Source organism: Acinetobacter sp. CIP 51.11 (assembly GCF_000369665.1).
In the GTDB taxonomy this organism is placed as follows: domain Bacteria; phylum Pseudomonadota; class Gammaproteobacteria; order Pseudomonadales; family Moraxellaceae; genus Acinetobacter; species Acinetobacter lwoffii_S.
In genome coordinates this window covers 39,229-53,405 of record NZ_KB850127.1, presented here as the reverse complement: position 1 = coordinate 53,405, position 14,177 = coordinate 39,229, and the positions used below count along the sequence as shown (strand labels likewise).

The 14,177-nt window shown below is 35.7% G+C and carries 15 protein-coding genes and 3 pseudogenes; 10 read left to right on the top strand and 8 right to left on the bottom strand.

What is annotated here, in order from left to right; genetic code table 11:
• Positions 1-55 precede the first annotated feature (55 nt).
• From F894_RS00260 to F894_RS00250, 3 genes are all read right to left on the bottom strand, one after another.
• Positions 56-697, bottom strand: a complete 642-nt coding sequence (locus tag F894_RS00260) for an SOS response-associated peptidase (RefSeq protein WP_005245165.1) — start codon at positions 695-697, stop codon at positions 56-58.
• A 246-nt stretch (positions 698-943) separates the two neighbouring features.
• Positions 944-2,050, bottom strand: coding sequence for an ImmA/IrrE family metallo-endopeptidase (locus F894_RS00255; protein ID WP_002046586.1), 1,107 nt, complete (start codon positions 2,048-2,050; stop codon positions 944-946).
• Positions 2,051-2,062: 12 nt separating this feature from the next.
• The gene (locus tag F894_RS00250) at positions 2,063-2,773 is read right to left on the bottom strand and encodes a hypothetical protein (RefSeq protein ID WP_001052588.1); all 711 of its coding nucleotides are present in this window, start codon (positions 2,771-2,773) and stop codon (positions 2,063-2,065) included.
• Positions 2,774-3,631: 858 nt separating this feature from the next.
• Here F894_RS00250 and F894_RS00245 point away from each other — a divergent pair.
• Together F894_RS00245 and F894_RS00240 are read left to right on the top strand one after the other, a co-directional pair.
• Entirely contained in the window at positions 3,632-4,345 is a 714-nt protein-coding gene (locus F894_RS00245; RefSeq protein WP_001986287.1) for a phosphoribosyltransferase, read from the top strand.
• A gap of 393 nt (positions 4,346-4,738) precedes the next feature.
• On the top strand, positions 4,739-5,938 hold the full coding sequence (locus F894_RS00240; RefSeq protein ID WP_005245164.1) for a tyrosine-type recombinase/integrase: 1,200 nt from the start codon (positions 4,739-4,741) through the stop codon (positions 5,936-5,938).
• 41 nt (positions 5,939-5,979) lie between these two features.
• Here F894_RS00240 and F894_RS00235 read toward each other — a convergent pair whose 3' ends face one another.
• Positions 5,980-6,393: a Cd(II)/Pb(II)-responsive transcriptional regulator gene (locus tag F894_RS00235; RefSeq protein ID WP_005245163.1), complete on the bottom strand. Its 414-nt coding sequence runs from the start codon at positions 6,391-6,393 to the stop codon at positions 5,980-5,982.
• Positions 6,394-6,472: 79 nt separating this feature from the next.
• Here F894_RS00235 and F894_RS00230 point away from each other — a divergent pair, with 79 nt between their 5' ends.
• Positions 6,473-7,204, top strand: a complete 732-nt coding sequence (locus F894_RS00230) for a transglutaminase-like domain-containing protein (RefSeq protein ID WP_005245162.1) — start codon at positions 6,473-6,475, stop codon at positions 7,202-7,204.
• Positions 7,191-8,078: a cation diffusion facilitator family transporter gene (locus F894_RS00225; protein ID WP_005245161.1), complete on the top strand. Its 888-nt coding sequence runs from the start codon at positions 7,191-7,193 to the stop codon at positions 8,076-8,078. Before F894_RS00230 ends, F894_RS00225 begins: the two co-directional genes overlap by 14 nt.
• 84 nt (positions 8,079-8,162) lie before the next feature.
• Here the strand turns inward: F894_RS00225 and F894_RS00220 are convergent.
• Positions 8,163-8,387, bottom strand: a pseudogene (locus F894_RS00220) (efflux RND transporter permease subunit); the annotation flags it as partial.
• Between F894_RS00220 and F894_RS15005 the strand changes: the two are divergent.
• A pseudogene (locus F894_RS15005) lies at positions 8,387-8,530 on the top strand (antitoxin HicB); the annotation flags it as partial. The pseudogenes F894_RS00220 and F894_RS15005 overlap by 1 nt on opposite strands.
• 252 nt (positions 8,531-8,782) lie before the next feature.
• Here the strand turns inward: F894_RS15005 and F894_RS00210 are convergent.
• On the bottom strand, positions 8,783-9,034 hold the full coding sequence (locus tag F894_RS00210) for a hypothetical protein (protein ID WP_004658363.1): 252 nt from the start codon (positions 9,032-9,034) through the stop codon (positions 8,783-8,785).
• Positions 9,035-9,228: 194 nt separating this feature from the next.
• On the opposite strand from F894_RS00210, the gene F894_RS00205 reads away from it, so the two are divergent.
• The 3 genes and pseudogenes from F894_RS00205 (at position 9,229) to F894_RS14780 (ending at position 10,884) form a co-directional block, all read left to right on the top strand.
• Positions 9,229-9,450, top strand: coding sequence for a helix-turn-helix domain-containing protein (locus F894_RS00205; RefSeq protein WP_004658364.1), 222 nt, complete (start codon positions 9,229-9,231; stop codon positions 9,448-9,450).
• 251 nt (positions 9,451-9,701) lie between these two features.
• Positions 9,702-10,355 (top strand): annotated as a pseudogene (locus F894_RS14785) (IS5 family transposase).
• A 199-nt stretch (positions 10,356-10,554) separates the two neighbouring features.
• On the top strand, positions 10,555-10,884 hold the full coding sequence (locus F894_RS14780) for a four-helix bundle copper-binding protein (RefSeq protein WP_004827037.1): 330 nt from the start codon (positions 10,555-10,557) through the stop codon (positions 10,882-10,884).
• Positions 10,885-11,012: 128 nt separating this feature from the next.
• Here the strand turns inward: F894_RS14780 and F894_RS00200 are convergent, their stop codons facing one another.
• Together F894_RS00200 and F894_RS00195 are read right to left on the bottom strand one after the other, a co-directional pair.
• Complete coding sequence (locus F894_RS00200; RefSeq protein WP_000221358.1) at positions 11,013-11,306, bottom strand: type II toxin-antitoxin system RelE family toxin; 294 nt, start codon at positions 11,304-11,306, stop codon at positions 11,013-11,015.
• Positions 11,296-11,541, bottom strand: coding sequence for a type II toxin-antitoxin system RelB/DinJ family antitoxin (locus tag F894_RS00195; protein ID WP_000246755.1), 246 nt, complete (start codon positions 11,539-11,541; stop codon positions 11,296-11,298). Before F894_RS00195 ends, F894_RS00200 begins: the two co-directional genes overlap by 11 nt.
• Positions 11,542-11,784: 243 nt before the next feature.
• Here F894_RS00195 and F894_RS15210 point away from each other — a divergent pair, with 243 nt between their 5' ends.
• Both F894_RS15210 and F894_RS00185 read left to right on the top strand, forming a co-directional pair.
• The gene (locus tag F894_RS15210) at positions 11,785-11,988 is read left to right on the top strand and encodes a hypothetical protein (RefSeq protein WP_004896916.1); all 204 of its coding nucleotides are present in this window, start codon (positions 11,785-11,787) and stop codon (positions 11,986-11,988) included.
• Between the two features lie 284 nt (positions 11,989-12,272).
• Complete coding sequence (locus F894_RS00185) at positions 12,273-13,928, top strand: HNH endonuclease signature motif containing protein (RefSeq protein WP_005245159.1); 1,656 nt, start codon at positions 12,273-12,275, stop codon at positions 13,926-13,928.
• Positions 13,929-14,177 lie beyond the last annotated feature (249 nt).

Sequence of the window (14,177 nt, the reverse complement as noted above, 5' to 3'; positions counted from 1 at the left end):
TTACTAACAGCGTTTAAAATTCAAATTTAAAAAGTTGTGGATAAACAAGGATGCGTCAGAATAAGACGTTTTGTTTCTGCTCATCGCGTGGAAATGTGACGAATTCATCGGGCATTTGAAAGAAATATTCATGCGCATGTTCATGATCGGCTGTTAGCCAGTCTTTTCTGTACTGTTCTGGAATAACGATGATGGATCGCTTCTCATCCTTCGGTGCATGGAATTGTTTCATAAAAGGGTGATGGTCCGAATTGATGGTCAACATTGAAAAGGAACGTACCTTATTGCCATTAATCACTGCATCATCATAGATCCCTGCAACAGTAAAAGGCTGATCATCTTTACGCTTGATGGTGTACCAGTGTGGCTTGTCATTGATGTATTTCGGCTCATAAAATTCTTGTACTGGGACTAGGCAGAACTTGCTGTACTTCCAAGCATGTCGAAAGCTAGGCTTATCTGCTACAGACTCAGTTCTGGCGTTATAAGTATGACTGCTGAACTTCAATTCTTTCGCCCAGCTCGGTAGTAATCCAAACTTTGCAATATCAAGCTCTAAGTGATCTGAGCCGTTCAGAATGATTGGAGCATGATAGGAAGGGAATACATGATCCTTAAGCTCAAGATCAAACTGGCTTGTATCGACACCTAAGAGTGTCAAATTTCTTTTATTTGGAAATAGGTAATTTGAGCACATAGCCTGATCACATAACTAAAGAATTTATCTGAAATTGTATACGATGCTTTATGGAACACATGGGATTTATGGTGTCAGTTCAAGTAGGCTATATGAAAAAAGTCATGATGGGGCAAGTTACATTTTCAGTTAAAGTATGACTTATGGGATGCAAAACTACGTTGGGCGTGAAGTCATAAAAAAATTAATCAGGATTTTGCATAAATAGTGCGCCGTAAGGCGCATTATTTTTAAGGAAGGTTTGTATTACTCGACAATATATAACTTATGTTTTTTCTTCGGGGGCTCAACTTTAACTAAAGCATCAAATGTTAATTGATTAAAATCTTCTTCAGAGATTCCAATTTCATCAAGCATTTTATTTTTATCAAAAGATGGTTGTGAGGCTAAAACAGAGATAATTTTGGGCAACATCAAACTCTCATCTCGATGAGTTTCTTCAGGTTCATTAATGTTGTAGCCCAACGAATTGATCTTTATAGAGTTACTACGATTAACCCAATCACTAACTAATCCCAGCTTGTGAGCTTTATAGTTAATAGCCTTCAGGGATGTTCGCCAAATCTTTTTATACTCAATCATATTTTCTAGTGAAAAATAGCGTGGAGCAGTAGAAAGAAATGCATCTGTTGGCATTAAAAATTCAGATGAAAATTGATCCGCTTCAGTTTCGAGAACACGATTATCTTTCTCGACACGAATTTTTTTGTTATGCGTATGCATAACGATATGACCAAGTTCGTGTGCACAATCGAAGCGGGCTCTTTCGGCAGACTTAAATGTATTTAGAAATATGAAAGGGCTACCACTTTCATCATCAAAAAAAGATAGTGCATCAATTTCTCGAATTTCAGTCGGTAATCTAAAGACACGGATTCCCTTTAGCTCACACAACGAAACAATGTTATTAATAGGTTGATTACCTAAAGCCCATAAACCTCTCAACTCTGACGCTAGGTGATCGGCATACTTAGATTCACCCAAAAACTCAGTAATATCTAAATCAGGACGGTGAAAAGTAGGTAACTTTACTTTCTGATTTAAGTACTTGTTAATATTTATTGCTAAAAGAGTATATGCCTCATTAGCTTTTCTATGCTGTGCTTTAATACGAGCAACCGATCTATAGAAGATTTGGTCTGTTTCATGTGGTTGTGTGTCATTACCTGCAAAGAATGACTTGGGTAAATTTAATACACGGCATATATCATCTTGATCATTTTCATTGATTTCTTTATCCACGTCTAAAAGTTGCTTTACCTTAGAGATAGAGCAACTCAATTTTTCTGCGAAATCGGTATTGCTAAGTCCTCGTAATTCTTTAGCAATACGTAAACGATCTTTATTAAACACATTAACCTCAGATTAAACTACAAGCTGAATATCAAAATCATCTGGTTTAATTTCATTAGATGGTTCCAATACTGGCTTAGGATCAGTTTTTACAGGAACTGTATTATCTATTTCAAATGCAATTCTGCAAGTATGGTCACTTGGTAAAATTGAAATTTTTTTCGCTTTTAAGTCCTGTACGAAGCTAGTTGGGTATGCAAATTCAAAAGGAATATTTGGGATATCAATGTCTTTATAGGCTGGATGTGATGCTGAAGGAAAGTATAAAATCCATGTTCTCAATTTTGTCTCATCATCATAAGCAGACTGATTCTCCTTAATATTATTTAATGTCATTAATCCTTTTTCACAGTGTGCTGATACAACTTGATCAGCTAACCCCAATGCAATATTCCCGCTCATAAAGATAATTTGTATTTTCTTTACTGTATTCTCAATTCTTGGCTGGCTGTCATTGTGGAATATCCAAGCAGGATCAGATTGTCGAAGCAGTAAAGCAATCTGTTCTCCAATTTTTCCCCATCGTGCAATAAAGCGTGCACGGTTATAGTGAGTATTTGTTCTATAGTCAGCATCACCGATCATAATTGCGTTTCTGACTAACTCGAGATCAGGTAATCCTAACTGTTTAGCTTTTTTGATAGCATTTTCACCTTTGAAAAAATCACATGGCGTGGGTTCAGAAGGTTGGATTGATTCTTCATCAAGGAGATTTAAATTCATCTTAAAAGTTATCCTAAAGTAGCGAATGTCTTTTTTATAACATCTTTTGATGTTTTAAAAAAGACATTTTTTATAAATGTGTGCTATCTTCACTTACAACTTGATAATAAGAATTTTGGAGAAGAGACGTTGAGTAACTTATTCATTAATCATAAAAATTGTCCTGAATGCGGTGGCCGTATCAAAGGCTATTATTACTACTGTGGGCAGTGTGGTAGTCAAAATGTTGTAAACTGGAAGCACACGGGGATATTTTTGTTGATTGCTGGAAAGATTTTTCTGGTTGCTATGCTTTTTTTGCTAAAAAATTTTGTTCAAATCCATTTTTTTCACAAGTTTCATTGTGCTAATTTTTTAAATAATTCATAGAGGTTGATAGTAAAATGAAAGTTAAAGATTTAATTAAATAATTAGAAGAGTTTGATCTGGAATTAGATGTTTTAATTGCTAATGAAGAGAACAAAATCATTGGCATAAAAACCCTAGCCCGATTCTTTGAAATAAGCTATGTTTCTTTTGTTCATCCAGAGACACAAAGAAATGATATGGAAAGAAATGTTGAATTTACCTTTTTAGGAATGTCGACTAAAGACTCTAGAGTTATTGTTTTTATTGACGTTGTTCCATAATTTTCAAGTAGTCAAAATGAGTATACAATATTCATGTGATGCAAGAAGATACAACTGGATAGGATGGGCCCATAAGTATTTGAAGCTGCCTCGTGTATGATCATGGGGACTGTCCAAACAAACGGCTTTTGAGAGTGCTGCCTGATACGAAAAATAATATCCAAGAGATGCTAGCGGTAAATTTAGTGTAAAATTTAATGCTAGCCATCATTAAAACTTATTTAAAAATATGAAGTTATATCGCACAGATTGGAATATGTTTCCTAAAACGGTTATTGACCGTGGTCTTGGAGATGCAACCTCTCATTACATGTATGAAGCTGCTAAAGCAGGGGATGTTGAAAGTGCGTATATTTTAGCTAAAGATTTAGTTTCGGATGAGGCGATTGCTGAACTAGAAAGAATTATCGATGGTCGGGAAACTATTATAGTACCTGTACATGCTGAGGAAGCAGTCGGTCGTAATATGATTCCTTTAGCTACTTCAGCAGTTATAGCAAAGAAACTTGGGCTTGAAGTTGATACGAATATAGTTCAAGCTATAAAAGTATCAAGAACTGGCGGTGATGGGTGGCATAGATTAGCCAACCCACCAGCATTTGATGGGACAATAAACAATGATAAATGTGTTATTATTGTTGATGATACCCAGACCCAAGGTGGTACTTTTGCAGCATTAAAAGGTCATATTGAAACAACTGGGACGAATAAAGTTATTGGAGCATATGCACTGACGGGTAAACAATACTCATCACAATTAGCTCTAAGTAAAGAAACTCTTCAGCAATTGAGGGATGTATATGGTAATCTTGAAGCATGGTGGAAATCGATTTACGGGTACGATTTCGAAAGGCTCACAGAGTGGGAAGCAAAGTATATCCTCAACTCTCGTAAAACAGCTGACGAAGTCCGAGATAGAATCATTGCGTCAAAACAAACGTGATGCTTATGCACTTATGATGAAAATGAATTAATTATTATTTAATTAAGTTAAAAGACTGCTATATAGCGGTCTTTTTTGTTTTTGAGCTCTACAAATTTTAATGAGTACATATAGTTACTTTTATAAAAATGATAATAAAGGGTAGAGGAGGTCATCTAAGAATTTAAAGCACAAGACTTATTTAACATTGATGACAGAAAAAGTGAGTTGTTGGGAACTTAAAGAAGAGGTGGTACTTATAATGGTTACTAAAATACAAATACTTAAAATATTAAATATATAAAACAATATATTACAAATATATATGATGCGTAGTGTACGCATCATACATAAAGCGTTCTATTTTGATATAATTGATCCAATCAACCCATTGTTAGGTTTCATTTAAATTCCATGAGTCTTACTGAAATTAAAGTTCGCCAAGCTCATTGTAAGGAAAAAACCAGTTTTTTATCCGATGAAGATGGGCTTAGCCTGAAGATTGAGCCGAGTGGAAGAAAATCTTGGTGCTATCGCTATACAGATCCACAAACTAAAAAACGTCGACGCATTCAGTTAGGTCGTTATCCTGATTTATCGCTGAAAAAGGCACGACAAGTCAGAGATGACTTTAAAGACAATGATTTCTGTTTTGAACAAGATACTGCCTCTAATGTCATCACCTTTGGTAAGGTCGGGGAGGAGTGGTTACAGTTCAAACTGAAAAATGCCTTCAACGATCTACCCCGCTGTGGTGTACTACAGTTAGCAGAAAGATGCTTACAGCAAGATATTTATCCAGACCTTCAGGATCTACCTTTTCAAAACATCAAGCGTTATGACCTGGTTTCAGTAATCAAAAAAATAGAGGGACGCCAAGTAAAAGAACCTGTCAAGAAAGCTTGTAGTTATTTGAACCAAATTTATGACTACGCTGTAGCGATGGGTTATTGTGAATTCAACATCGCGCATGGTTTAAATAAAATCGCCATTAACAGTAAAATCAAGAAAAATTATCCGTATTTGAAAGCGGAGGATATATCTGATTTTAAGTATAAATTACAAAAATTGGATGCCCATCCGATTATTAAAAAAGCACTGCTGTTCAAATTACATACTGGCGTGCGAGGGGCTGAATTGTTATTGGCTGAGCCTCATCATTTTGATTTAAATGAAAAAGTCTGGAAAATACCTGCCTTGCATATTAAACAGTTTCGACGAAAAGTCATATTAGGCCATGAGATTCCCGACTTCTTAGTTCCACTTTCAGATCAGGCTTTAGATATTTTAAAAGACGTCATGCAATGGTCATACGGTGAAAAGTACATTTTTGCTAGCCCACGGAAACATAATCAACCGATTCATTTTAATACATTAAATATGGCTATACGTAAGATGGGCTATGGAAAACATCAATTATCCTCTCATGGACTACGTTCCACTTTTAGTACCATTTTGAATGACTCAGGTTTGTTCCAGGATAACTGGATTGAGGCACAACTTTCACATATTGATAAGAACCGTACCCGTGCCAGCTATAATCACGCTGACTATTTAGCCCAGCGGACTGAAATGATGCAGTGGTGGGGTGATTATTTAAGTACTGCTAAGTGAAAATCGTACTTTTATACATAGACTTAAAACATTATGGGGTTTCAAATGGATAGTAAACAATATACTTGCCGTGTTACATGGTCAGCAGAATATAATGAGTATGTTGGGTTGTTCGAACCACAAGCACTAGCCATTTGTTGTAATTCAGCTTTAAGCGCCCTTAATTCTTTCATGCGTTTATTCACTAGTGCAAGTTGCTGATCAATTAATGCATTAACGCTAGAGCAGCTTTCTTCTGGCTTATTTTTTAATTCGATAAGACGTTTAATATCATTGAGTGATATATCTAGGCTGCGACAATGCTTTACGAATTCCAATTGTTTAAGTGCTTTGCTATCATACAGCCTGAAATTACCTTCTGAACGATTTGGATTTAACAGTAATCCTTCTCTTTCATAATATCTAATCGTTTGTATTGAACAGCCCGATTTTTTTGACAATTCGCCTATTTTCATCAATTTCCCCCAGACATTTGACTCTATAGTTACTATAGAGTCTATAGTATAAGTATGCAACGAAAAGGATATATAAAAAATGACTGAGAAATATTTAAACAATACGAATATCGTTAATTTTGAACACAAAGATATCCAATCCTTGATCGATCAACGTAGGTGGAAAAACTTGGATAACTTCAACAAAATTGGTGCCGCTTATCAGTTTGTAAAAGATGAGATTTTCTTTGGTTATAATGAAAGCGATGATATTGCAGCAAGCGATGTGCTAGCAGATGGTTATGGACAATGTAATACTAAGGGTAATCTGTTAATGGCACTATTGCGTGGACTAGGCATTCAATGCCGATTTCATGGGTTTACCATAGACCAGCAACTACAAAAAGGTGCTATCCCAAGCTATGTATTTTGGTTAGCACCTAAATACATCATTCATAGTTGGGTAGAAGTTTACTTTGAAGGGCGTTGGATAAACTTAGAGGGCTTTATATTGGATGAGCAATACTTAAGCTCTCTACAGGAGAAATTTGACCAAGTAAAAGATGATTTTTGTGGTTATGGTGTTGCAACAAAGTGCTTTTCATCACCAGATACAGATTGGCGTGGAGAAAATACCTATATTCAAAAAGAAGGTATTCATGATGACTTTGGGCTTTATGATTCCCCTGATGAGTTCTATCTCGAAAAAGGGACTAACTTGTCGGGGTTCAAACGCTGGATATATCAACGCTTGATACGTCACTTGATTAATATGAATGTATCAAAACTAAGAAATAGAAAAGTACTAGAGGTACAAAATGCACAACCATAATCATAGTCATCAACATGGTAAAGATGACCGTATTGGTTGGGCATTTTTCCTTAATGTGACATTCACTATTATCGAATTTATAGGTGGTTGGCTCACTAACAGTACGGCGATAATGGCAGATGCAGTTCACGATCTTGGTGATAGTCTTTCAATAGGTTTTGCGTGGATTTTAAGTCGTTTTTCAGATAAAGAAGCATCAGATAAGTTTAGTTATGGTTATCGTAGACTTACTCTCTTTGGCGCATTGATAAACAGTATTGTTTTAATCATTGGCTCAATTTGGATTTTATTTGAAGCAATTCCAAGGCTGTCCAATCCTGAAATGCCTGTAGTCGAGGGGATGTTAGGGCTAGCGATACTCGGCGTTGCCGTTAACGGATATGCTGTATTAAAATTAAAAGCGGGTGAAACATTAAATGAGAAAGTACTGACATGGCACCTTCTTGAAGATGTACTTGGATGGGTTGCCGTTCTTATAGTCTCTATCGTACTGTTGTTCGCTGAACTGCCGATATTAGATCCCCTTTTATCAATAGGGTTCACGCTGTTCATCTTGTTTAATGTTTTCAAAAACCTGAAATCAACACTCGTTTTATTTCTTCAAGCTGCACCCGATAAAGAGACTCAAAAGCGTATTAAACTATCACTAATGGAATTTCCTGAAGTTAATGGTATCCACCACATGCACTTTTGGTCACTAGATGGTGAAAGTCACGTTTTAACAGCGCACCTTGAGCTGAGTGACAACTTTGACGTTAAAGAATTAATTAGGCTTAAACAAGAAGTTGCAGCTAAATTATCTTCCTATCATTTATCGCATACAACGATAGAGTTTGAGTTTTTAAATGAAAATTGTCGGGATGAAGCGCAGTAAGCTTTATCAATAAAATGTTGGGCATACAATATTAAAAGCAGCTTAATTAGGCATAACCTAGTAATTAAGCTGCTTTTTTTGATTTTAAATTTCGTCGGATTGCTGTTTGCTACTCTCAGAGCCATGCGCCCATTGATATAAAATAGGCAATACAAACAAAGTTAAAATTGTAGAAGATACAATACCGCCGATAACAACTGTTGCTAGTGGTCGTTGTACTTCTGCACCAATTCCAGTGTTTAACGCCATTGGAATAAAACCTAAACTTGCGACCAGTGCCGTCATTAAAATAGGTCTTAAACGAATGATGTGCTGAGTTTCCATCATTGTCTTGGCTTGATGCGGATCAGTCTAAAGCATTCTCAGGAATAGAGGAGCTCGTTGCTGATGTTGTCGCTGATATGATTAGCAATAATGAAAAAGTTCCTACACCACTCTCCGGGAAAATATAGTAGGCAGTTTGTTGTCCTTGTTCTCAGTGGTTCAACAAAAACTAGCCCTCGAAGCCGCAGAACGTGGCGTGGACATAAATTGTTTAGTATCAGTAAAAAGAGCGATGTAATTTTAGTACGAGTGAGTGATAGAGCAGGAACCTATGCTTCATATATTCAGTAAATGGTATGTTTTTGAATTAATAGGTATTTTTAAATAAAGCTTTCTTTGATTTAGTGCTTTTTATTTAATAAATTAATTTTAAAAACAACTTAGGCTAATTGATAAACACTATCTGGAAAGATTAAAAGAAAATATTTTTTAATTTCTGCTAATTCATTTAAGGCAGGTTCCCTTTCAAGCAGTTGAAATGTCCAAATAAGTACAGCCTGATGATTATCATAGCAAGTATTTACTCCAAGAAAATTAGCCATTCCATAACTTCTATTGATGTTCATTTCTTTAATTAATTGATTTCCTAAGTCACGAGCTTGCTGGCTGATCAATAACTCATTTGGTAACACGGCGGTCATCTCCACAAAATAATCTAATGCAGGTTCAATCCTTATATTTAAAAAGTTATAATTTAGTTGAAATGGATAAAATATACTTTCTATAAGTTGTAATAACCTGCTGTAGGTTAATTTTAGCAAAGTATTACTCAGTCAACAACTTCAAATAACCCACAGCAAGTTATTTTTTGTAAATTAATTTAAATATGATTACTTGTAAGTTATCTAGCCTCATGGGCGATAGAAAAATTTTAAAATTAAGTGAAGTGGTGCATGCAACAGGTATCAATCGCAACACGCTCACAAGTATGTATTATGACCGTGCTGTACGTATTGAATTACCAGTCGCCGATAAGTTGTGTAAGTACTTTAACTGTACGATGAATGATTTGTTTGAGTTTAAGGAAGAAGTTGAAGAAAAAGATTAACTTAATACTTCGTTTGATAAGTTTTTCGAAGAAAAAGACTAGCCAATACTTAGTTTGATAAGTTTTTCTCTGCAGATCTAATATTGAATTTTATAAAATATCATTACAAACAGATACTAATTTCATTACTTCTAAAATGAAATCAATCGAATGGTAGAGTTTTTTTGCTATTTGCATTTTAAGGTGGGATTTTGAGGCCTTGTTGCGCAAACCTACCGATAAGGTCTTATACAGCAATAGCCTACACCTAAATTTATCGTACACCGAATTGGTCATCCTACAATCATGCTTTGATCAATCATGGTAATTTTACAATTTGGTTTGATACTAAGATTCAATGATATTCGCAGTCACAATGAAAACATGGTCGAAATCAAACTTATTCTGACATAGCCATTCAGTGCTATCTCATGATTAAATCCTTATTTCGTCTTTCTGTATGCATGGTGACTGGCTTTGTCCAAAGCTTGATTAAACTTTGCGGATTAGATTGGACAGCTCTGGATTATTCAACCATTCGCAGAAGACAAAAGCATATTGATATTCAAATTAGCTATGAAAAGAGTTGCAATGGACTGCATCTACTCGTTGATTCCACGGATTTGAAGTTCTTAGGTGAAGGTGAATGGAAACGTAAAAAGCATTAGCCGAAATATCGTCGCCAATGGCGTAAACTTCATATTGGTATAGATACTAAAACCCTGCTAGGTAGAACACTATGGAAAAAATGGTCAGGCTATCATCGCCGAAGTTTGGTCGAAACAAAGATGCACTGCATCAAATTATTAGGCGATAAATTAATGGCAAGAAGCTTTCCTAGTCAGATGAGTGAAATTCATGCTCGCGTAGCAGTCCTCAACAGATTTACGGAATTAGGTCGACCACTTACCCAAGTTACGCCTTAAATTTGGCTCAATTAGGGGCGCTTTGCCTTTCAAATCTTTGTGCAACAAAGCCATTTGGAATATAAATAAGATTTAGTTAAAATTAACATTATTCATATAAATTAACATTATGTATTACATTTACTAATAATTTAAAATAATTAGTAGAAAAAAATTATGTTTTAATTATTTCTTTGATTATATAAGTTGAGAGTAAAAAATGATTAATACGGAATTTTCAAAGTGTATTTCTGCATGTACAAACTGTTCACTTATTTGTACTGAATGTGCAACTTCTTGTTTAAAAGAAAAAGATTTAGAGATGATGCGTGAATGTATTCAACGTTGTCTAGAATGTGCAGATATTTGTCAGTTATGTGTGCGTATGCAACAACATAACTCACCTTTCCTCAAAGAGATTTGTGAGCTTTGTGCTAAGATCTGTGAATATTGTGCGGAAGAGTGTGAAAAACATTCACATGATTATTGTAAAAAATGTGCTGAGGCTTGCCGTCAGTGTGCAGAAGAATGTCGAAAAATTGCCATGTAAAATACTTCAATAATGTTAATTATATGGCTCTAGACTAACATAATCATTCTGCTAGTCTAGAGCCTTTCCTAAAATTAACATAATACACCTTATACGAAGGCAAAAATGGGAGCTATAAGCTCCCATTTTTAGTCTTTAATTCGCTTTTTCGCTTCGTCATAAACTATGCTATCAGCTCGTTTTCCGACGGTAATGAGCAGGATAACTACCTGATCATCTTTAACTTGATAGACAAGTCGGACACCAGCTTTTAATAATTTGATTTTATAGCAACCTGCAAGATCGCCTCTAAGCATATTCTTTGGAATATGTGGCTGCTCTATGACTTTGGCTAGTTTCTTTTTAAATTGATCTCGTATAGCAACAGGGAGTTTTTCCCATTCTGCTGTAAAGTCCTTGTGACGTAAAAGCTTATAAGTCATCTAATGTGACTTCCTCAAACATCTCTTTAGGATCATTAATGCGCTTACGGACAAGAGCTAATAATTCTTCATCTTCTTCCGAAAGCAAAGCTTTTTTGACAGGCAGTTTCCCAGTCGTAGCAACATACTCAAGAATACTAGTGAAGAAATCAGTAGGTGCAATACCTTGCTCTTTAAGGATTGAATAAGATTTTTCTTTAAGGGCTTCATCGATCCTGAAGTTAACAGTAGCCATCATATTTCCCAAGTATTTAATGTACTAGGAATATTGTAATGCAAATTGCATTACAAGTCGACTTCGCATAACAACCATTATGTTAAATGGATGGCATTTGGGAGATATTATTTATTCTTTCAATAGGCAGAAACTTGCAGAATTTTTCTTAATTTGTAATCCTTGCGGCTAAGGGTGTCTAGCGTAGCTAAGACAGGTATTCGTTATAGTCGGGCCGCTATAATACGGATGACGAGTGCCTGTATGTTTAACCTAAATATCTTTAACAAGATCTCTAGCGAAGTATTGACCATCAAAAATGATCTTGAGCTGAATTCTGAGAATCAACTGATAACTAAGTATAAGACTTCTACTTCTGAAGATTATAAAAAAGCAATTATTTTGATCTTTAAAGAACGTGGCTATACCAGGTTAGAAATAGGTCAGTTACTTGAAGGCCAACTCTAAAGACTTCCTAAAATTAACATAATACACCTTATACGAAATTCTTATATTTTTTCTTTATTTTTCAATGGTATAATACAATCTTTAAAGCCCCTTTTCTCCAATCGGGGCTTTTTTATGATTTATTACGTTCTCTAATCCCCCCATTTCTCTTAGGTCTCTTTTGTTAGCGCTGACTGGATATTGACGGTCATTTAATTCACAGCTTTAACCAAATCGAACTATATACATTTTCAAATTTCGTACTTGAGCGAAAGTAGGAAAGTGTTGCCTGGAGAAAATAAGAAATGGGTTCTACACGACTATTGACCAATATTATTCAGCGTAAAGTCATGTTGCCAGAAGAAATGTCACCTTCAATGCAGCGTGACAATTTTGAAGTGGCACTGACTGATTTTGAAAAGCATCCAATCATCAAATGTTTATTTAAAGCGGATAACCAGCGTTCTACGGAATATTGGAGCGTGCAAGAAATTGCAAACTTTATTGAGGATTGCACAGAAGATCAAAACATCAATTTATGCATTTTGTATTGGAAAGATATACACAGCAATATTTACATTATTGATGGAGCACATCGTCTTTCCTGTATCTATGCGTGGATTAATAGATATTTTGCGGATGAGCAAGTCACTCAAGCACCTAATTTCAATGATCCACAAAAACAAGATATTCGTTACCTCCGCAATTATTTAGGAGATCTCGCTGATTTTCAAAGAATTTGCACTGATGCTGAATTTGCAGAAAAAAAGTCGAAGTTAGAAGATATTAAAATCAGTTTCAGGCAGGTACTGGGGACTCCGGAAGATGCGCGACGGGTATTTCAATCTATTAACTCAGATACTAAACGTTTAGATAAATATGAGGAATATCACCTAAGAAATCGCGGTAGTGACGCGTATTATGCGATCTATGCCTGTTGTTATATCAATGACAATAAATCTAACCTAGAAGAGCTCCAATATACACGTTTAAATGAGTTGATTGAGTTAGGGGAGAGGATCCACCAGTTACTTTTTTCGACCATTTTATTAGACAATGAAATGAGTCATGGCAAAAAAATTGGCCTGGTCAATGAGCTGATGAATATCATTGCGGGTGATCAGATTCATAATATTATGAGTCTGAATCAGGGGGAGCGCGTTGAAAACCTAATGTCGCATCTGTTGACCATTCTTTGCAGAATAGCGACGCCTGTAAAAAATGCTGGGGTTCCGAGTTTGGGCTTACATCCATACTTATATTTTTATAAGGATCAGCGTTTTCAGATTACTTCTTTTCTTGCATGGTTTTCAATTGTGTATGAAATTCATGAAAGCCGCATGCAGATTCATCATCGAAAGATTAGTTTCAAGGACTTCACCCGGGTACGCCGTAGTATTGAGTTCTTGATCGCCAATTTCCCCGTGGCGACCACCGAAACGGTCGGCAAGTTCGGCAGTGGTATCAAGGGCTATGATCGGCTACAAATTGTCTATAAAGCCTTTATTTGCTTAAGCTTGGAAATGGAGGTTGATTTTGATGATGAGGAATGCCTGAATACCTTTATTCTGTCCATGTCTAAGGCCTTCAAGTACATAAACTTTAACGAGTTTTATGTCGAAAGATTTTTGGGTGGTTATGATGATGCAGTCGTCAAGCATGTGGTGGGATATGTGGAGTCGATTAGTCCAATTTCTCGGTCAAAGCCCAAGGCCTTTTCGGCATTAACCAAGAGTCTGCTTAAGCACAATTTTCTGGTGGGTAATCATAACTTTTGCCTCATTTGTGATGGATTGATCTATCTTGATTCTACTGAATCGGATCATCGGATTGCCAAAGCCGTAGGTGGGCAAGGTGTTCTAGAGAATGGTCTGCTGGTTCATCCCATCTGTAATAGAATGAAATCAGATCTGAGTCTGGAAGAGATTAGAGCGGATTTGTTTGGTGAATTACTGTATTAATCAACAGAGCGATGAGCTCATTTTTGCAGATGTATCAATGATTAATCACATGATTTAACTTTTGATACATTCAGCCAATATGGTTATTTTTAATTCAGTCCAGAATCACAACCAGAAACTAGCTGTAGTTTCTGAATGACCGTCAAGGTCCTTAGTTTCGCCCATAGATTCCCTCTGTGGGCTTTTTTTGATCAAAAATTGTATAGATGCTCTAAAATAAACCTTTTAGCATTTCATAAGCAATTAGGA